At 40.3% G+C, this 21381-nt stretch carries 7 protein-coding genes and 1 pseudogene; 2 read left to right on the top strand and 6 right to left on the bottom strand.

The genetic code is table 11. The annotated features are described in order from the left end of the window. Positions 1 to 17 precede the first annotated feature (17 nt). Positions 18 to 9887 carry a gliding motility-associated C-terminal domain-containing protein gene (locus OLM54_RS05310; RefSeq protein ID WP_264538544.1) on the bottom strand — a complete coding sequence of 3290 codons (9870 nt, stop codon included), beginning with the start codon at positions 9885 to 9887 and terminating at the stop codon, positions 18 to 20. 1424 nt (positions 9888 to 11311) lie between these two features. Further along, positions 11312 to 14593: a PKD domain-containing protein gene (locus OLM54_RS05305; RefSeq protein ID WP_264537562.1), complete on the bottom strand. Its 3282-nt coding sequence runs from the start codon at positions 14591 to 14593 to the stop codon at positions 11312 to 11314. A gap of 594 nt (positions 14594 to 15187) precedes the next feature. Here OLM54_RS05305 and OLM54_RS05300 point away from each other — a divergent pair. Further along, positions 15188 to 17572: an arylsulfatase gene (locus tag OLM54_RS05300; RefSeq protein ID WP_264537561.1), complete on the top strand. Its 2385-nt coding sequence runs from the start codon at positions 15188 to 15190 to the stop codon at positions 17570 to 17572. Between the two features lie 134 nt (positions 17573 to 17706). On the opposite strand, the gene OLM54_RS05295 is transcribed toward OLM54_RS05300, so the two are convergent. The 4 genes and pseudogenes from OLM54_RS05295 to OLM54_RS05280 all read right to left on the bottom strand — a co-directional run bounded on the left by OLM54_RS05295 (position 17707) and on the right by OLM54_RS05280 (position 20668). Next, entirely contained in the window at positions 17707 to 17847 is a 141-nt protein-coding gene (locus OLM54_RS05295; RefSeq protein ID WP_264537560.1) for a hypothetical protein, read from the bottom strand. 264 nt (positions 17848 to 18111) lie between these two features. Next, positions 18112 to 18579, bottom strand: a pseudogene (locus OLM54_RS05290) (DUF2490 domain-containing protein); the annotation flags it as partial. Between the two features lie 18 nt (positions 18580 to 18597). Further along, positions 18598 to 18897, bottom strand: a complete 300-nt coding sequence (locus OLM54_RS05285; RefSeq protein WP_264537559.1) for a hypothetical protein — start codon at positions 18895 to 18897, stop codon at positions 18598 to 18600. An 808-nt stretch (positions 18898 to 19705) separates the two neighbouring features. Then, positions 19706 to 20668, bottom strand: a complete 963-nt coding sequence (locus OLM54_RS05280) for an aldo/keto reductase (RefSeq protein ID WP_264537558.1) — start codon at positions 20666 to 20668, stop codon at positions 19706 to 19708. Positions 20669 to 20781: 113 nt separating this feature from the next. Here OLM54_RS05280 and OLM54_RS05275 point away from each other — a divergent pair, with 113 nt between their 5' ends. Then, complete coding sequence (locus OLM54_RS05275; protein WP_264537557.1) at positions 20782 to 21138, top strand: winged helix-turn-helix transcriptional regulator; 357 nt, start codon at positions 20782 to 20784, stop codon at positions 21136 to 21138. The last annotated feature ends 243 nt before the right edge of the window (positions 21139 to 21381 follow it).

The following is a 21381-nucleotide window of genomic DNA, read 5'->3' as shown; positions in this document are numbered from 1 at the left end:
ATCAATAATCTTAAAATTTAATTTCCCGATAAATACAGATAGCCTGTTTTAGTTACCGGTTCATTTAAGTACGTCGTATAGGTAATCACATAAAAATAGGTTCCAGCGGGCAGTCGTTTTTGTTTATTAATTGTTGCCCTTCCTTCTGAAATTCCCCTAAAGGCCACCGATTCATTATCGTAGTTATGAGCATCATAAACCAGAACACCCCAGCGGTCGTAAATCTGCACGTAAGAATTCGAATAACATTTAATATTATCAATTTTAAAAATCTCATTTCGGCCGTCTCCATTTGGCGAAACGGCGTTATAAATCGTGATTTTACATGCATTTAACACAAGAATGGTCGGATCGTCCTCTGCAATGGAATTATCATCGGATGTATCGGTTACCGCTGCCTGTTTTGGATCAACTCCCTGCACTGCCGCCTGATTCTCAACACTTCCTTTATCAATATCCTGAGCCGTTAAAGTATAAGTGCCGACAAAATGATCCGCATTGGTTTCATCTTTTCGAAGAATAATAGGGTCCCCTATGATGACAAGTCCAGGTTTCGGGTCTTTTATAATGATGTTCACCAGCGGTACATTTCCGGTATTGGTAACAGCGAAATGGTAGGTGATGGTTTCACCAATTTCAGCAAAACCGTTTTTATTTTCATCGTTAAATACTCCCGTTTTAATAACTGCAATAGAGGGCTGCATGGTTAAATCAACATTGGTAAGATCATCATCCCCGCCCAAAGTTGGATCATCACTATCTGAAACATCAAAAACAAGGGTTCCGTCAGGCGCCTCTCCTGCCACAAGGGCCGTATTGATTACATCGCCCTGCGCAACATCGGCAACCTTTACCGTATACGATGCTGAAGCTGTTCCTGCCGCTCCTGGAATTAATACACCTGGCGTAACAGCAATTTTCGCTGTGCCTATCAATGGGTCAGTTATTTCAATATTCGTCAATACCACATTACCTGTATTTCTGACAATGAAATTATAATGGATCACAGATCCTGCCCCGCCGTTACCTGTCAGTGTTCCCCCTTTTACTAAAGTAATCTGTTTGAATTGAGGCACAGGGGTAATGGTTGGGTCGTCTTTGCCGACAAGCGCCGGGTCATCGCTGTCTGATAAATCCTGAATGGCACTTCCTACGGAAGGCTGCGCGGTAACCAAAGCCTGATTGGCAACCCTACCTGAATTAATATCGGCCTGAGTTAAAACATACGTTCCTGTATAATTGGTTACGTTGAGCTGACCGGCAGGTAAACTGGCTATTGGGTTTCCGGAAATGGTGGCTTTGGGATCCGTAACTGTCACACTGCTTAAATCCATACTTCCGGTATTGCTTACCAGGAATGTATAACGGATCAGTTCTCCCGGCTGCGCGTAGCCATCGCCGTTGGTATCGGAGAAAACCCCTCTTTTCACCAGGGTAATGGAGGGCTGTACAACCGTTATTTTAATGACTGCCTGGTCACAATTTACCGGGTTTAGGTTTTCGCAGATTTCATACACAATGGTATAAATTCCTGATGAAGTACCCGCCGGAACACTTGCCAGTCCTGTAGCAGTATTTAAAACAGGTACGGCAGCTGAAGAAATAACATCGGCTGGCGTCAGCAGGTTTATTTTAACCTGAGCTAACGTTGGCGCTGTATTATCTAATACGTCATTGGTCAGCACATTCAATACATTATTAGCTCCATCTAAACCGTTAATTCCACCAGCGGCATCATCATTTGACATTATTGGCCCTGAAATTACGGTCACAATAATATCGGCCTGACTGCAGTTTGTGGCATTTAATTTCTCACAAATCTGATATCTGATCGTATAAGTTCCGCTTGGCGTTCCTGCCGGAACACTCACACTGCCGGTAACCAGATCTAAAGCCGGAACGGGAGCTCCATTTATTGAAGCTGCAGGTATCACAACTCCAATGGTTATTTCAGCCAATTGAGCAGCCGCCCCATTCAGTTTGTCGTTTGCAATTGCATTGATAACATTGGCCTGCCCCTGAAAACCATTAATATTTAAGACGGTATCATTGTTAGCCTCTATCAGCGTTGCCGTTACCGTAATAAATACAGTCGCGTCATCAAAATTGGCCGGATTTAGATTCTCTGAAATTCGATATTCTATTCTGTATAATCCCGCAGGAGTCTGGGGCGGAACACTGACAATTCCTGTTGCCGGATCCAAAGACGGCACATTAGGATTTCCGTTAACAGGATCTGCAGGATCTAAAACCGCAATGGTGATCTGGCTGATATTGATGACTTTTATTTTTGCATTTTTAGCCTCTATCGATGAATCATTAAAACTGTCATTGTCCAAAACATTCAAGGCATTTGCGGATCCTGTATACCCGTTTACATTAAGATCAATGTCGTTATTTGCAATAATTGTGGCAGAAGTCACCACAACACTTATATCGGCTTCGCTGCAGTTTGCCGGGTTTATTTTTTCGCAGATTCCATAGTGAATAATATAAGTTCCCGAAGATGTTCCCGCCGGAACATCCACAATTCCTGCTGCTGTATTTAATACCGGAAGCGGATTTCCTGAAGTATAATCTGCAGGGGTTGCTGTGTTTATTGAAGTGATATTGATCTGGGATAATGAAACAGCAGCACCGTTCAATAAGTCATTCGCAATTGCGTTTACAACACTGGTTTCACCTGTGTATCCGTTAATTCCTGTTACGCTGTCATTTACAGCAAGAATTGGCGCCTGTATCTGGATTGTAATTATGGCCGTATCGGTGTTGCTTAAATTCAGTTTTTCACTCAGACGATAGGTCATTGTGTAAGTTCCTGTTGTGGTTCCCGCCGGAATACTGACAATTCCTGTTGATGGATTCAAAATTGGAACTAAACCTGCATTAATAGGACCTGCAGGCACTAAAACATCAATTTGAACTTCTGAAGGAATCGCGGCAGCCCCATTTAAGGTATCATTATCCAACACATTTACGGCATTGCCTGTATCGACAGATCCATCAAATACAGCGGCAGGCGAATCGTTAACGGCATCAATTGGGTTTGCAATAACGGTAATGGTGATAACAGCCTGATCACAATTTGCTGGATTGAGCCTATCACAGATTTTATACACTATTTTGTATTCGCCTTCATGAGTACCTGCCGGGACATCTACATTTCCGGTCAATAAATTCAATACCGGAACCGGAGATCCGTTAATTGAACTTGCCGGGGTAATTAATGTCCGGTTAATATCTGATAATACAACCGGCGCATCATTCAGCGTGTCGTTGGTGTAGGCGTTTATTACATTATTTGCCCCGCTGTATCCTATAATATTTCCTGCTGTATCATCATTTGCCGCTATAATTGGATTGATCACAACAATATTGATGAGCGCTTGATCACAATTTGGCGTATTCAGTTTAGCGCAGATTCTATATCTGATCTGATAAGCTCCTGCCGGTGTTCCTGCCGGAATGCTGACAAAACCAGTTGCAGGATCTAATGTTGGAACTAAACCACCGTTTATAGGAGCTGCAGGAGTTATAATAGTTGGAGTTATCAAACTGGTATCGGTTAAAAGAACCCCGTTATAGGTATCATTATCTGTGAATGCATTTAGGACATTGCCTGCTCCCTCGAATCCGTTTATATTTGTAATTGAATCGTCTTGGGCTGCAATCGAAGGCTGGTTTACAACAATTATAATGGCTGCGGCACTGCAGTTTGCCGGGTTTATTTTCTGGCAGATTTCATACTGAATCGTATAAGTTCCCGCCGAAGTTCCCCCCGGAACATCTACAAATCCTGTAAGCAGATTTAATATCGGAACAATTCCGTTTGTTGAAGAAGCAGGTGGCGTTGTACTTAAAGAATGAATATCGACTTGAAGTATAGCAGCCGGCGCGCCGTTAAGTTCATCATTTGCCAAAGCATTCACAACATTGGCAGCACCTTCATACCCGTTAATATTATTGGCAAAATCATTGTCAGCATCAATAACTGGCGCGGTAATATTGAGTGTAATATCAGCTTCACTGCAATTTAACGGATTTAGTTTTTCGCAGATTCCATAATGAATCACGTAAGTTCCTGATGAAGTTCCGGCCGGAACATCTACATTTCCGGTTAAAGTATTCAATACCGGAACCGGGTTCCCTGAAACATAATCCGATGGAGTTGTTGTTGAAATCGAAGTAATATTAATTTTAATTAACTGAATATCCAATCCGTTTAATCTGTCGTTTGTAATGGCATTAATCACATTATTTGCGCCCGTAAATCCGTTAATATTACTTGCAGCATCATTATTGGCCACAATTGCCGGGGCAGCAACATTAATGGTTATTGTTGCTGTATCAAAGTTGCCGGCATTTAAATTTTCTGTTAAGCGATATTGAATAGTATAACTTCCCGCTGAAGTTCCCGCCGGCACATTTACACTTCCGCCTGACGGATCTAAAACAGGGATTTCCCCTCCATTTATTGCCGCTGCCGGAACAATATTACTGATGTTAACCTGCGACGGAATTACCGCAACGCCATTGAGCGTATCGTTTGTCAAAGCATTTACAACATTGTTTGCTCCGGAAAATCCGTTTATACCGCTGGCAGAATCATCATTAGCAATAATTGGCGCTCCAATTACATTAATAAATACGGTCGCATTATTGCAGTTTGTGCTATTTATTTTCTCGCAGATGGTGTATTTAATTTCATAATCTCCTGCAGGGGTTCCTGCCGGAATACTCACATTTCCGGTTAACGGTTCCAATACAGGAATTGGTCCGCCATTTATGGGCACAGCCGGAGCATCAACCGTTATATTTATATTTGAAAGGGCTGCAGCTGAACCGTTAAGGGTGTCATTAGACAAAACATTGATGGCATTTGCTGTGGCAGCATATCCGTTTATATTGGTAATCGTATCGTCATTTGCTTCAATAACCGGAGCTGTGACTTCTATCGAAATAAGGGCAATATCAGTATTGGCAAGGTTCAGTTTTTCCCTTAAGCGATAGGTTATATTATAAGTTCCTGCTGCTGTTCCTGCCGGTATATTGACGTTCCCTGTTAATGGATTTAAGATTGGAACTGAACTTCCGTTGGCAGGGCTTGCCGGAATTAAAACATCAATCTGAACTTCTGAGGCAATAACCAAAACTCCGTTTAAAGTGTCATTATCCAGGGCATTTATAGCATTAGGATTACCGGTAAATCCATTGATGGAAGCAAACGGAATATCATTAACGGCATCAATTTGCGCCGGAACAACCGTAATAGTGATCGTAGCCTGATCGCAGTTTCCTGTATTGAGGTTTTCGCAGATTTCATAAACAAATTTATATTCGCCTGCCGGGGTTCCTGCCGGAACGCTCACAAAACCTGTTGCTGTATCAAACGTTGGAACCGGACCGCCATTTATTGCACTTGGATTTGAAATAATAGCTGCTGTAATAGTGCTGAGATCAATTGCGCCGCCATTTAATACATCATTATCAAAGGCATTTATGACATCTGTTCCGCCAGAATAACTATTGACATTGCCAACAGTATCGTCACTGGCAAGAATTGGCGGCGCTGTTACATTAATTATAACAACAGCATCATCACAATTTCCTGTTCTTAAATCTCCTGCAATTGGCGGAACTGCAGGCGTATTAAGATTCTCGCAGATTTGATATTTAATCTGATACTGCCCTTCGGGTGTTCCTGGCGGAATATTAACTCTTCCTGAGGCCGCTACCAATTCGGGAACTGGCGCTCCGGGAGTTTTTGGCGTTGCAGGAATCAAAATTGAAGGTGTAAGAAGTCCTGCTAAATTAATATTTACAGCCGCTCCGTTAAAAGTGTCGTTGCTGGTGTAAGCATTAATGATGTTCACCGCTCCTTGATATCCGTTTACATTTGAAACAAGGTTATCATTTACGATTAACGGCGCCGGATCAACAACAATTGCAATACTTGCATCCGAACAATTTGAAGGATTCAATTTCTCGCAAATATGATAGGTAATGTAATAGGTATCCGCAGGAGTTCCTTCCGGCACAGTTACCCAGCCTGTCGTTGTACTGAATATTGGCACATTGGCCCCGGGATAAACTGCGCTTGCCCCTGTTTCCTGCGTTACTGTTATTTCATCAAAATTTGCGGTTGTAATTGGAACCCCGTTCAAACTATCGTTCGTTAAGGCATTAACCACGTTTATTTGTCCGGTATAACCATTAATATTTTGAGCTGTATCATCATCCGCATCAATTAGTGTAGTTTGAACCTGCACTAAAATACTTGCCGTATCACAATTTAAAGGGCTTCCAATTTCACAGATGCGGTATTTGATTTCGTAAAGTCCTTTTACGGTTCCCGCCGGCACATTTACATTTCCTGTAGAAACATCTAGAACAGGCACATTCAAAACAGCAGGATCTATTGGCGAAGCCGGGCTTGTTACGGAAAGCGTTACGTTTGAAAGTGTGGCCTGCGCGCTTGCCAGTCTGTCATTTGTTAAGGCATTAATAACATTATTTGCACCTGTATATCCATTAACAGGCGGAACTACAACATCAATTCTGGCATCAATTCCGGCAGTTGTTACTTCTATGGTTTCAGTTGCAGTGGAGCAATTGCTTAAATTTCCAACTTCACAGATTGTATAGGTTAAAGTATAATCATCTGCAGGAGTCCCAGCGGCTACGGAAATCGTATTGGTTAGGGAATCAAAAATCAAATAACTTGAAATAGAATTTACCGTTATCTGAACATTGGACGCCGTTACCGGAATTCCATTTAATGTATCGCTGTCTAAGATAGTCTGCGTTCCCGTATTTCCTCCAACATCTCCGGATATTGAAGCAAAGTTTTCAGCAGCTGAGCATATTCTATTAAAAATGGTAAAGCTTGAAGGTGAAGAAATACAAGTATTCAAACCAATTCTACGTACATAAATTGGAACATTTCCAGAGGCCAAACCAGCAAAAATATTACTGGTCTGAAAAGTTATTCCGTCTGTACTGTATTCATATCCAGTTCCCAAATCCGGATTGGTGATGGCAATTGTGCCTGCTGCATTTGTACAGGAAGGCTGTTGTGTTACCAAACCAATCGGCGCGGCCGGAACGTCAAAAACATGTAACGTAACCTGATTTGAAGTAGTCTGGCAGCCTGCCTGTGATTGGGAAATTAAAACCCTGAAATATCGATTGCCCGAAGTAGCATATGCTGGTGTTGTATACAAAGACGTTGTTCCGCCCGTACCATCTGTAACATTTATATAAGGCCCTGTCAAAGCCGATGCTGTCTGCCATTGATACAATAAAGTTCCTGACGGAATATTTCCTGTTGCCGTAACGGCAAAAGTATGGGTCTGATTAATACAAACTTCTCCATCTGTTGGCTGTAAGTTTATAATTGGAGATTCAAAAACATCAACTTCTGCTGCATCTGAATTTACAACTCCACAGCCAATTCCAGAATCTGTTACCTGCAGTCTGTAGAAAGTAGCTGCATTTACAGCTCCGGTTGTGTAAGACGTCGTGTTTGCGCCTGTTCCATCCGTTACATTTGCCCATCCCGAACTTCCATCTAAAGATTTCTGCCATTGATACGCATAAGATCCTGAACCATTTGCCGCGCTTGCTGTTAAGGTAAAAGTACCGCCTTCACAGATATTTCCTCCAACAGGCTGTACCGCTATTGTTGGATCCGGTATTACTGCCGCCGTTACAACATTGGTAATAAGCGTACAGGAAGGTGTCGTTGAAGTGATGACACAACGATAGTAAGTTATTGCAGTAAGAGGTCCCGAAGTATAATTGGCAGTTGAACCGCCTGTTCCTCCCGAAACATTCGCCCAGCCTGTGGTTCCGTCTGCCGAACTTTGCCATTGATAGGTAAAATTGGCAGAACCCCCGTTAGCAGAAGCCTGAGCAGAAACAGAAACAGTACCTCCTACGCAAACTGTCGGCGGTGTAGCTGGCTGTGTTGTAATACTCGGAATAATAACGGCCGCGATCGATGATGATACAGGATCACAGCCTTGGGTTGCGTCTGAAATGACAACCTGATAATAGGTGTTTTGTGTTAAGGCTGGAGTAGTATAACTTGCTGAAGTTGCTCCCGGAATATCATTATAAGGTCCTGCCAGAACAATAGAATTTTTCCATTGATAGGTATAGTTTCCGGAACCTCCGCTTGCTGTTACGTTTAAAGTTGCTGTTGAACCACTGCAAATATTTGTTTTTTGAACCGGCTGCGTGGTAATGGAAACATCTGATAAAACGGTTACCGTCGCGGCATTTGATGTAATGGTGGTACAGCCATTTCCACTTGCTGATACATCAACTCTGTAAAACGTTGTCTGCGTTAACGCAGGCGTTGCATAAGTTGGAGCAGTTGCACCTGTAATGGCAGTAAATGTAGTATTATTTAAACTGCTGAACCATTGATAGGTTAAACCAGGAGTTCCGTTTGTCGCTGAAACGGATAAGGTATGATTTGCGCCGGAGCAGATGGTAGTTCCTGCTGGCTGAACGGTTATTGCCGGATCCGGAACAACAGTTGCTGTCACTGGGTTCGAGGTCAAAGTACAATTTGTTGCCGATGAAGTAACTATAGCTCTAAATACAGTAGTTATGCTTAAAGCATCTGAGGTAAAATTGGCCGTTGTTGCTGTTGGATTTGTCTCGTTTACAAAACCGGAGCCTGAATCACTTTGCCATTGATAGCTTAATGTTCCTGATCCTCCGTTTATGGAAGCCGTTACACTTAAACTTACTGTTCCTCCAACACAAATAGCAGCAGGAGTTGCTGGCTGTCCTGCAATAGTTGTAACGAAAACCAGAGCAGTATTGGAGTAAACTTCACAACCGCTGAAAGCCTGTGTAATTCTAACCCTGTAATATAAGTTTGAAGTTAATACTGCTGTTGTATAAGTATCTGTTGTAGCTCCTGTTCCTCCCATTACATTTGCCCAGCCTGATGTTCCGTCTGTAGAACTTTCCCACTGATAGATTAAGGTTCCGCCAGAAGCATCGGCTGAAACGGCAGCATTCATCGTATAGGTTGTGCCCGAACATATTGTGTTTCCGAAGGGCTGCTGTGTAACAACCGGATCTGGAATTACATCAACCAACACATTGTTTGAAGTAACCAGACCACAACCGTTTCCAGTTGCTGAAACTTCTGCTCTGTAATAGGTATCAGCAGTAAGAACCGGAGTTGTATAGGTATTTGAATTTGCTCCCGAAATTGACGCAAAGCTCACATTATCCGAACTGCTGAACCATTGATAATTTAGACCTGGTGTTCCGCCATTTGCAGCAACCGTTAAGGTAAATGTTCCGCCGCTGCACACAATTCCCCCGGCTGGCTGAGCTGTAATGGCAGGATCCGGAACAACGGTTGCTGTAACCGGATTTGAAGTTAATGTACAATTTGTTGTTGATGAAGTTACTAAAACCCGAAAAACAGTTGTGCTATTTAAAGCGTCTGAGGTAAAATTGGTCGTTGTTGCCGTTGGGTTTGTTTCATTTACAAAACCCGAACCTGAATCACTCTGCCATTGGTAACTTAAGGTTCCCGATCCGCCGTTTGAAGAAGCGGTTACACTGATATTGACAATGCCTCCAATACAAACTGCCGCAGGCGTTGCAGGCTGCGCTGTAATGGCAGTAACATTTACTAATGCCGGATTTGAGAAAGCTTCACAGCCGCTTACTGATTGTGTGATTCTGGCCCTAAAATATAAATTAGAAGTTAATGTCGAAGTTGTATAGGTATCTGAATTAGCTCCTGTCCCGCCTGAAACATTTGTCCAGCCAGAAGCTCCATCAACAGAACTTTGCCATTGATAAGCAATTGTTCCTGCTGCTAAATTTGTTGTCGTTGCAGCAACATTCATTGTGTGCGTATTACCGGAACAAATTGTATTTCCAACAGGCTGTGTTGTAATTACAGGGTCCTGAATAATGGTAACTTTTGCAACATTACTCGTAATTTGGGCACAAGAACTAGACACATTTACTCTGTAATAATATTCTCCGGCAGTTAAAGAATTACTTGATGTAAATGATGCATTTGTCTGACCGGAAATGTCTGTCCAACCCGTTGTTCCATCTGCCGAAGATTGCCATTGATACATATACGGAGCAATGCTTCCTGATGGAGTTGTGTTTAAAGTGATCGTTCCGCCTTCGCAGATTGTACTGTCACTTGCTAATGCTGAAGCAGTCAAATCTGCTGGTCTGGCGATATTTACCTCATCTGAATATGACGTACAGGAGCCATTGCTGATCGTCCATTTTAATCTTGTTGTTCCGACAGAAATAGAAGTTACGGTTGTATTAAAAGCATTTGGATTTGTAATAAGGGCCGTATTTCCGGGATTCGAAACAAATGTCCATGTCCCGGTTCCGGTCGAAGGATTATTTCCGTTTAAAGTTGCTGTTGAAGCGTTACAAATAGTTTGATCTATTCCTGCATGGGCAAGCGGCGGCAAAGGATTTATAGTAACTGAAACTGTGCTTGAACTTGGAGGGCATGATCCGTTTGAAATTGTCCACTGAAATTCATAAACTCCTGCCTGAGTGCCAAAAACAGAGGTTGTTGGGGATGCTGGCGTTTCAAAAACTACAGTTGTCGGTCCTGAAATTTGTGACCAAAGTCCCGTCCCAATTGCTGGTGTATTGGCCGCTAAATTTAAGGCTTGAAATTCACATATTGAAATTGGCGTTCCTGCTGCTGAAGTTGTTGGCAGAGGATCAGCCGTTATTGTAACATCATCAAAAAAGACACAGGAAAGATTGGTTGCTGTCCAGCGTAAAACATAAATTCCGGCTCCGTTTGGCGTAAAAGTAGAAGTTGGACTTGCTGTATTCGAAAAAGATCCGGCTGCAGGTCCGCTAAATTGTGACCATTCCCCGCTTCCTACTGTGATTGCATTGGCTGCCAAAGTTGCTGTTGAAGACTGGCAGATCGTTTGGTCTGGTCCGGCTTGAGGAACCGTTAAATCTGCTGTAACAGTAATCTGCACATTCGTGGTTGTTGGTGTACATACTGTTCCGTTTGTAACGGTCCAGCTAAAAACATAAACCCCTCCTGTTTGTGTTAAATTTGAAACTGTTGTTGTTGGCAGAATTTCAGAACTGAAAACAGCTGTTGTAGGTCCGGAAACCTGGGCCCATTTTCCTGTTCCAACTGCTGGCGGTGTTGCTGTAAGTTCTGTCGTAGAGCCACAAACAGCATTATCGCCTTCTGCAGCTGCCGCTGAAGGTGAAGCAGCATATTCAACCCGGACCTGATCCGAATTACTACAGCTTCCGGAACTTACTGTCCAGTTAAAAACATAAATTCCAAATCCAGGATTTGTATATTTTGCATTTGGAAGTGCTGCATTATCAAAAGTTCCTCCTGATGGCCCTGACAGAACAGTCCATAAACCTGTTCCCTGAATTGGATTAGTCGCCGCAAGCTGAATTTCCTGCGCAGGCAGACTGGCACTGCACAAAACCTGATCTGGTCCCGCGCTAGCCGTAGAGGCCTGACCATTAACAGTAACCTGAATATCATCTGAAGATTCAGGACAAGAACCCTGCGCCGGAATCGTATATCTAAAAACATATACTCCGGTGTTAAACCAGTCACAGAAGCGCTATTATTTCCCGTTTGTGTAATGGTAGGCGCGCCGCTTCCTCCGGAAACATAATTCCAGGTTCCTGTGCTGGTTTCGTTTCCTACCAAATAAAGAGGTCCAACTAAACAGGTTGAAAAATCCGAACCCGCCGCTGCAGCTTCCGTTACTTTTATACTTACCTGATCTTTGCTTGACGGACAATTTATTCCTGTAGAAGTGGTCCATTCTAAAATATATTCTCCTGTTATTAATCCCGATAGAGTTGAATTTGCGCTTGTTACATTAGAGAACACAGGAGAATTTGGCCCGCTTATTAACGACCATATTCCATTTGTTCCGGCATCTGGCACTGCGGCTCCAAGTGTTACACTCGTCTGGTTACAAATGGTTTGATCTGTTCCTGCAATAGCTGTTGATGGTGGCTGGCTGACATTCAGCTGAACATTATCTGAAGAAACAGCGCAGGCTCCTCTTGAAATTGTCCATTTGTAAACCCATGAACCTGAAGTTAAACCTGTAATTGCAGTAGTAGGATTGGTGGGGTCTGTAATTACAGGTCCGTCTCCTCCGCTCACAAATTCCCATAAACCAGTCTCTCCAACTGCCGGGGCATTTCCTGCAAGTGTTGCTGCAGTCCCACAGACATTTTGATCATTTCCTGCCTGAGCAATTGTAATTGGTGGCGCTATTGTTACGGCAACGGTATCTTGCGCATCTGTACATCCTACATTGCTTACTGTCCATTGAAATTCATAATTTCCGTCACTTAATCCTGTAACTGTTGTATTAAATTGAGCGGGATTTGTAATTGTTGCCGCTGTTCCTGCCGTCTGTATCCATAAACCTGTTCCCGGAGAAGGATTATTTGCGGCTAATGTCACAGTAGTTGTTCCTGTCGCAAGACATTGGTCTGTTCCCGCATTTGCAGTAGCTCCCTGTGCTGCATTTGTAGATACATCAACGCTGTCTGAAGAGCTTCCGCAGCCGTTTACAATTGTCCATGTAAAAGTGTAAGCTGTATTTTGTGCCAATCCCAAAGCAATGGCATTTGGGTCGTTTGCATTATTAAAAGTTATCCCTGCACTTGGAGAAACGGTCCATGTTCCTATTTCGCTTGTAATCGTTGCATTTCCCTGCAGCTGAACCGGCGCACCAAAACAAATAGACTGGTCATTTCCTGCCTGGGCCGGTGTAGGTGTTGCGCTCGACACAATAACTTCGGCAATGCTTTGTGTAACCTCACAGGCAGGACCGCCGGAAATCGTCCACCTAAACCTGTATTTGCCATTTACTAATCCAGAAACGGTGGTTTCAGGATTTTTAACATCCGAAAAGGCTGCCGTAGAAGGTCCTGAAACCTGCGACCATGTTCCTCGTCCCCGCGTTGGTGTATTTCCTGCTAATTGAGCCGTTGTTAAATTACAAGCCAAGTTCTGTAGCGTCCCTCCGCTTGACGCTGAAGGCGGTGCTGATATTACTATTGAAACATCATCATAAACCGTTTCGCACTGGCTTCCCGGGTTTGGTGCTTTTATCAACCTTACAACATAAGTACCTGAAACCCGTAAACTATCAATTGTTACCGCATTTCCCGAAAAATTCACCAAAGGTGTTGGAAACGAAGGATATGTTGCGGTATAAGGCGTTGGACCGCTTACAATCTGCCAGCTCATTTGTCCGTTACCGGTTGAAGTAACCGGGATAGTGGCAGAGAATTCACTGCAGCCTAATGTCTGATCCGGACCTGCCGATATGACTATGACTTCTTCTAAAGTAACATTGTAAGTTCCTGTAGACGTACATCCTGTAGTGCTATTATTTAAGGTATATAAAAAATTGTAGGTTCCAAGCACACTCATACCTGTAACCAATGTCGAAGATGAGTTCGGGTTTTGAATGTTTGCTGTAATGGGACCTCCAGTCTGGGTCCACTGCACCGTTTCATTGACATACAATGGAATTGTTCCCTGCAAAACCGTTGAGGTTCTTGCGTCACAATAAATTAAATTGGCATCTCCCACATCGGTGACGTCAGCTGTTGGCGCTGGAACTGTTATGGTAACTTCATCAGTTCCATTGGCACAATTACCTGTAACTGTCCATCTTAAAACATAGGTTCCTTCTACAAGACCATTAACATTGGTATCGTTATCATTTGGGTTCGAGAAATTCGGAATATTTGGGCCGGAAACTACAGTCCACATTCCTTGCTGCTGTCCCGGAGTATTTCCTCCAAAGCTTCCGTTAAGGTTTACATTCTGTGTGGAAGAATAACAATTTGAAAGTGTAATATCTGCTCCCGCTGTAACAGGTTCAATACCTCCCAGGGTAGTAATGACAACTTCATCAAAACTCTGGCAGTTGGATGCGCTGTTAACGATTGTCCATCTTAAAGTAGTACTTCCGGAACTTGCTCCGGAAACTGTAATGGAAGCATTTGGCGAATTTGGATTGCTGATACTAATACCCGCATTATTATTTCCCTCAATGGACCAAGTCCCTGTTTCAGAAGCGCCAACTGCATTTCCATTTAAAACATACGTTCCATGGCAATAGGTTTGGTCTGTTCCCGCTTTTGCTAGTGTTATGGGCTTGATTGTAATGAGAAAATCATCGGAAACAGTTGATCCGTCCTGGCATTGCGCGGTAAGCCTAAAACCGTAAGAATTGCCAGGGCTTGCACCCCTTACTAAACTCTGAAGACTTGTTGGATCGTCTATCACAACCGCAAGTCCTGATATCTGAGTCCAGACAGGATTCTGCAGATACCCTAATCCTGCATCAGTATTTGCCGTCCCTAATAATAAAAACTGATCAAAAGGCAGACCTCCTTCTCCACCAGGGCAGATTATCCTGTCTACGTTTGCATTTACGGTACAGTTCTGAGAAAAAGATAATACAGGCAAAAGAAATATAATGGATAACAAAACTTTTTGTACTGCTTTAAAATCCAAAAGTGGGTAAATTAATTTCATACATCTTTTATTTAAAACTTAAAAAATGAATTACTGTCTATAGATAATGGTATTTAAAACTATAAATGATTTGGTTTTAAAATCTTGCTTATTATCAAATTAAAATATGGGCACTTGTTCGTTAAGGGATCTGCTTGATATAGATGTTTTAAAAGAGGAAGTAGATTTGATTAAAAAAAAAATAAAGCCTTAATTACAAACACTTTACGTAAAATTACAAAAAAAAATGTTAACAAATTTTAATCTTATTAATCTTATTAATCTTATTTTAGATTAAATAATATATCAGAGAGACTAAAATTATAAAACGTGTACAAATTTTCGAACATAACTTGGTTGCAACTTATAATCTGCAACATGTTTTTTACTCTTGGTATCCTTTTTTTTAAAAATTGCACTTTTATAATTAATTCTAAAAAATTAAATATTTATTCAAAGCTGGCTGGGCATATCTACAACAATATCAAAAAGTTAGAAATTTTTAACAAAATTTTTAACACATATTATAAAATTAACTAACTTTACTAATACTCCTAATAATCAAGCATTTAAAACATTCTGCACTTTTTTTGATTCAACAAAAAACCATTATTTATGAAAAGTAAATTCTTACTCTTTGCAGTACTAGCATTGCTTCCATTAAGTGTAATGCAATCTCAAGAAAATTCTTCAACGCAAAACTGGCCTGACAGAACGGTTTTACCAATTGAAGCTTACCAAAAAACAGGTAAGATAGAGCCTAACATTAAGGATTCTGATCCCATTGAATGGCCTAAAGAAATTAGTGCTCCTCAGGGAGCTCCTAATGTGCTTTTAATACTAATTGATGATGTTGGTTTTGGTGCTACCTCTACATTTGGAGGTCCTGTTCCAACACCTAATTTTGATGCGCTGGCTAAAAACGGACTGCAGTACAATCGTTTTCATACCACGGCCGTGTGCTCGCCTTCAAGAGCCTCTCTTATTACAGGAAGAAATCATCATACTGCAGCTACGGGGATCATTATGGAGTTCTCTACCCCTTATCCCGGTTATAACAGTCTAGTTCCAAAAAGCGTTGCTACTATCGGAAAAATATTAACAGACAATGGCTACGGGACTTCCTGGTTTGGTAAAAACCATAACGTACCAGATTGGCAGTCCACTCCTGCCGGGCCCTTCTACTTATGGCCTACAGGTTTAGGTTTTGAATATTTTTATGGCTTTTTAGGTGCAGATGCGCATCAGTTCAGGCCTTCCTTAATTGAAGGAACAAAACCTATAGACCCATATTTGGTTGATGGTAAAGTAGATCCTGATTATGTATTGGATAAAGATTTAGCCAATCATGCTATAAAATGGATTCAGACACAAAAGGCAGTTTCTCCCAATAAGCCGTTTTTTGCCTATTATACTCCAGGTACAGCGCACGCACCGCATCAGGCGCCAAAAGAATGGATTGCAAAATTTAAAGGAAAATTTGATCAGGGTTTTGACAAACAGCGCATTGCAACATATGAAAACCAAAAGAAATTAGGGATCATTCCTAAAGATGCTAAACTGGCGCCAACTCCTGATGATTATCAAAAATGGGATGCACTTAGCCCAAATATGAAAAAAGTGGTAGCCAGAGAAATGGAAGTGTATGCAGCACAGCTTGCCTTTTGTGATTACCAGATTGGAAGGGTAATTCAGTCCATTAAAGACTTAGGAGAACTTGACAATACACTTATCATCTACATCATGGGAGATAATGGGGCCAGCGCTGAAGACCCGACCGGACAAGGACTAACCAGTGAAATTGGAATTATGGTAAACGGGGAAAAAGATACGGAGGAATTTATGCTGAAGAACCTCGATGAATTTGGAGGACCGTGGATGCAGGAACATTACTCCCAAAGCTGGGCGCATGCCATGAACACTCCATACCAATGGGATAAAAAAATTGCTTCACATCTGGGAGGCACAAGAACAGGAATGGTGATTTCCTGGCCAAAAAGAATCAAACAGACTGGACAAATCCGAAGCCAGTATGCTCATATTACAGATATTGTTCCTACTATTTTGGAAGCCGCTAATATTCCTGCCCCTAATTCAGTAGATGGATTCAAACAGGTGCCAATGGCAGGAAAAAGTCTTGTTTACAGTTTTGACAATGCTTCTGCTCCCGAAACACATACCACCCAGTACTACGAGATTATAGCCAACAGGGGAATTTATAAAGACGGCTGGCTGGCCAATACAACACCTAGAAACTTACCTTGGCAGGGACACCCTATTCCCTCAGAAGATCCCATGAAGGATTATAAATGGGAATTGTACGATCTGAAAAAAGATTTCAGCCAGGCTGAAAATGTAGCTGCCAAAAATCCTGAAAAATTAAAAGAGCTTCAAAAAGCCTTTTTGGATGAAGGACGCAAATATAATGTGTTCCCACTTGATGACCGCTATATAGATAGGGTCAATCCTGAAAACCGCCCTAACTTAAACAAAGGCAGAACCAGCTATGTTTATCATGAAGGAAATTCCCGTATAACAGAGGGAATGGCACCAAATATGAAAAACACTTCTTTCAGTATTACTGCAGATATAGAAGTAAAAGCAGGCGACGAAGGAATGATTATCACTCAAGGCGGGTATTTTGCCGGTTTGGCTTTAATGCTTCAGAAAGGAAAGCCAACCTTTGCTTATGCCTTTTCACACTATCCCCAGTCAAAATGGTCGATTCAGTCGCCAACCGCTTTGACAGCTGGTAAACACAACATTACAGTGAATTTTGATTATTCCGGCGGCGGTACAGGAAAAGCGGCAAAAGTAACTTTATTGGTCGATGGAAAAGAAGCCGCTAAAGGCGATATTCCAAAAACAGTTCCCAGCAGGTTCTCTGCTGACGAAACCCTCGATGTCGGAGAAGATTTTGGAACTCCGGTAAATAGAAGCTACGATGTCCCTTTCACCTTTCAGGGAGAAATTGAGAAAGTTACCGTGAATTTGAAATAATACGCGGTATAGTTGTAAAATAAAATTAAAAAGAGCTGCGGACAGGATTTTATAAATCTGTATGCGCAGCTCTTTTTATCTATTCTGCTATCAGCTTATATCGATATCTTTTGATCTATATGGGGCCTGATCCGCTATAATTTTCTAAATAAGTAAATCAAAATTTCTTCTTCCAATTCCTTAGCAAGATTCTCTGATTTTATTCTTTGACTGAATTTTTTTTCAATTTTTTTTCTATACTTTTCGGCATTTTTTTTTACAGGCACAATACTCATCACAAATCATTTTGAATCTATCATCTACCAAATAGAAAATCTTGATAGACTCAAAATATTCAGCAAATTTTGCAGTATGTAATTCATCTGGTATTGACATATTGGAAAAATTTTAATTAAGCCAAACTAATTTACGCAGAAATAAGAAACAATAAATTTAAACAATGTTTCAAAATATAAAATGGAACCTAGTTTTTATGATTAGAATCAAGTGTTGTTAATTTCTTAGAAAAAGGCATAATAATACTAATTAGTGTTCTTACACTACAATCCCCCGCTTCCATCATCTACATTTGTCTTTGCTCGTTTAAAAGGTTTTTCCTTTTTTGAAAAAATATTGCTGTAAATAAAATTCAATTGAAATGCGTTAACTACTTTATCATTTACTGTCCTTGGCATTATATCACAGGCATAAGAAGCCTCAATCTGCATATTATCATTAAGAGGCAGTCCAAAACCACCCGTTATTCTATTACGGTCAAAGAATTCGGGACCGCTGACTGCGCTTTTGGTCTTAAAATAAATTTCCTCAGAACCAAAGAGATAAACTGAGTTATTTTTTATTTTAAAAAAGAGCAGCGGATAAACAGCTTTTATTTGAAATCTAAATCGTTCCACAGCTTCAAATTTGGAATTCTTATCTTCAAGAAATCGATCCTCAAACCTGCCTCGAAGATTGATCTTAAGCCGGTTTTCTTTAAATAAGTTATAAGATGCCTGTAAAGCAATTCTAAATTCAGGGGCTTTTTCCTAATTCAGTTCTGGAACATTACTGTTGTGAAAATAGGCAATAAAGGCAGAAAGCTTCCATCGCTGTGAAGGATAATAATGAATCCATGCTCTCAAATAGACCTGGGTAAGATTATGAAACATATTTCTGCTGTCGGGAATACTGCTGGTGTTTAAACCAGCATCAGCCTGAATTACCCAATTTTGATTAATATCTTTAGTGAAGGCATATTCGTTCCAAAACTGATTTAATTTATCAGTTTGACTATAAGAATTTAAATTCAGTAGCAATAAGAATAATAACAAAATTTTAATTCTCATGACTGCGTTTTAAAGTTATTAAAAGAAATTCTCACTCGAGTCTCATACGTTTTTAACAGCACTTAGATTGATCACATCTAATTTAGTAAATTATTTCATCTAATAAATCAAGCTCCCATATAGAAATACTATAGATATGATTTACTTTTTCAAAACTTTAAAACATACTTTGATAAGTTAAAGAATCGATTTACATTCTTCGATTTGCTGCATATTATCCAGAAAAAATTAATACTGAATCTTATGAAAATTAACTAAAAATTATCCAACTACATTTAGTGGCAAAATCAGAGTAAACTGAAATACAATTTACACCAATCCCCAACGGGACATCCAAACCAAAATACTGAAGCCATATAAAGACAGCTTCTACTTCCAGTAAGCCAATCTCTTTAAGTCCTCCATAAAATGGTTTGTAATCTGTCCTTTAGGGGTCACTACACAGCCAAATGGCGTCAATTGAAGACAATTGACGCCATTTTTTCATTTACGCAATTAAATACGCTAACTTTTAATCATTTTTTCTTTTTTTTCTTTTTTAGATCACTCTAAAATAAAGAAACAACTGTAAAGGAATATTTATTTAAACTTAACAGGATTCGAACAACAAATAGAAGAGAAATTACGACTCCATAATATCCTAAATTGCATATGATGACATTTCTTTTAAAAATGTTTATCATTTCATCATTATTTGAATTTTCTACTGTTATACCTTCGATTATTAATTTTGTATAAAATTTGGATTTGTTGCAATTTTTATAAAATAAATTACGGCAATATATTTTACTGCAAACAAAATATCAGATCACCCTCGAACTTGTTTTAATAAATCATGTGGATAGCCCAAAGAAACTGCACTGAGCTGATCTAAAATTGTAATTTGATCTGCGGTAAGCTGAAAAGATACTGCCTTCAAAGCATCATTTAAATGAGAAACAGCTCTAGCTCCAACTATTGGAAAAGCATCCTTTGATAAAATCCATGCAAAAGCTACCTGACCCGGTGTACTACCCAGTTCCTCAGAAATTACGATAAGTTGATCTATGATTTTTCTTGTAAAATAATCTTCCTTATATTCTGAATCTGAATTGGGATTTATACGTCCGGATTCTCCCTGACGGTATTTTCCTGTCAGCAGCCCACCGGCTAATGGCGAATACATCATTGTCCCTAAACCAAATTCTGAAGCCATCGGTATAAATTCCCTGTCGGCAGTGCGCTGTACTAAATTATATTCAATTTGAATTGCGCTTAGATTTGTACTTTTTGCGATTGCAGCAACTTTCCATGCAGGAAAATTGGTTAAACCTGTATAAAGAACTTTTCCGGCGTTTACTAAATCCTCCAAACCACGTACAATTTCATCAATAGGTGTAACACCGTCATCAAAATGCGGCATGTAAACATCAATATAATCCGTTTTTAATCGTTTCAGGCTTGATTCTACAGCTTGTCTCATCGCCTTACGATGATTTCCGTAGTTGCTTATTACAGGGTTATTTTCATTGCTTTGCGTATATTTTGTACATATAATAAAATTGCTTCGCTGATGCTCTACAAACTTCCCAACAAGTTCTTCTGCTTCACCAAGCTGGTAACGGTCAGAGATGTCTATAAAATTCCCTCCGGCATCGGCGTAAGCAGTTAAAATTTGTTTCGCTTCTTCGGCATTAGATCCATACCCTTTTCGGTTTCCCAACATAGCGGCTCCTAAAATGAGTTCACTTGCATATAAACCTGTTTTCTTTCCAAATAATTTATTTTTCATGACTTTTATTTTATGAAGCAAAATTACACAGAAGGTTCAACACATACAATTACGGCTAAATTCAACCCTATCAGATTTTTATTTTTACTATTTTTACTGTAGAAAATCATCATATGACTTATCAAAAAAAATTACCTGTTTCCTTAGATTGTGGATTAAATTTATTTCTCGAAGTAATAAACGGAAAGTGGAAACTTGCTTTGATCTGGAGTATTTATTCGGGAATTAAAAGACCCGGAGAATTACAAAGAAAAATTCCAAAGGCAAGCCGAAGAGTTTTGGATACGCAGCTGAAACAACTCATTGATCATGGAATTCTCTCTAAAATTGATTTTAATGAAATTCCTTTAAAAGTGGAATATAAATTAACACCTTTAGGAGAAACACTTATACCCGTTATTGCTCTTACTGCAAAATGGGGCGAAACGCATCGTGAAGAATTAGAGCATTTGATAATCTCACAAGTTTAACTTCGATTTTTAATCTATAGTTTTTGTATTAATTCAAAAACTGAAAAATTAGAAAACTATAATTTTATCAAAATAAATCTATCTATACTGATCTAAAAATGCTTTTAAAGCCTTTGAAGGTAGTTCATCATTTCTATAAATTAACAGTGTAGTCATTGTAGCGAGTTCTTTAAAAAAAGCTTTAAAAGCATCAAAAACCCCTAGTAAAATAGGGATTTTTTATTTTTGTTACCTAACCATATC

Source organism: Flavobacterium sp. N1736, assembly GCF_025947065.1.
Taxonomy (GTDB): Bacteria; Bacteroidota; Bacteroidia; order Flavobacteriales; family Flavobacteriaceae; genus Flavobacterium.
Note: the sequence above shows the minus strand (reverse complement) of the source record. Positions and strands in the feature narration are given on the sequence as shown.

Bases quoted from the DNA above. Each gene is read 5' to 3' on its own strand.
- OLM54_RS05310 (WP_264538544.1), bottom strand. From the start codon at position 9,887: ATGAATGTTGCTGCAACGACAACAAATTTAGCAGCAGGAACAATTGCT.
- OLM54_RS05305 (WP_264537562.1), bottom strand. From the start codon at position 14,593: ATGAAATTAATTTACCCACTTTTGGATTTTAAAGCAGTACAAAAAGTT.
- OLM54_RS05285 (WP_264537559.1), bottom strand. From the start codon at position 18,897: ATGAGAATTAAAATTTTGTTATTATTCTTATTGCTACTGAATTTAAAT.
- OLM54_RS05280 (WP_264537558.1), bottom strand. From the start codon at position 20,668: ATGAAAAATAAATTATTTGGAAAGAAAACAGGTTTATATGCAAGTGAA.
- OLM54_RS05295 (WP_264537560.1), bottom strand. From the start codon at position 17,847: ATGAGTATTGTGCCTGTAAAAAAAAATGCCGAAAAGTATAGAAAAAAA.
- OLM54_RS05275 (WP_264537557.1), top strand. From the start codon at position 20,782: ATGACTTATCAAAAAAAATTACCTGTTTCCTTAGATTGTGGATTAAAT.
- OLM54_RS05300 (WP_264537561.1), top strand. From the start codon at position 15,188: ATGAAAAGTAAATTCTTACTCTTTGCAGTACTAGCATTGCTTCCATTA.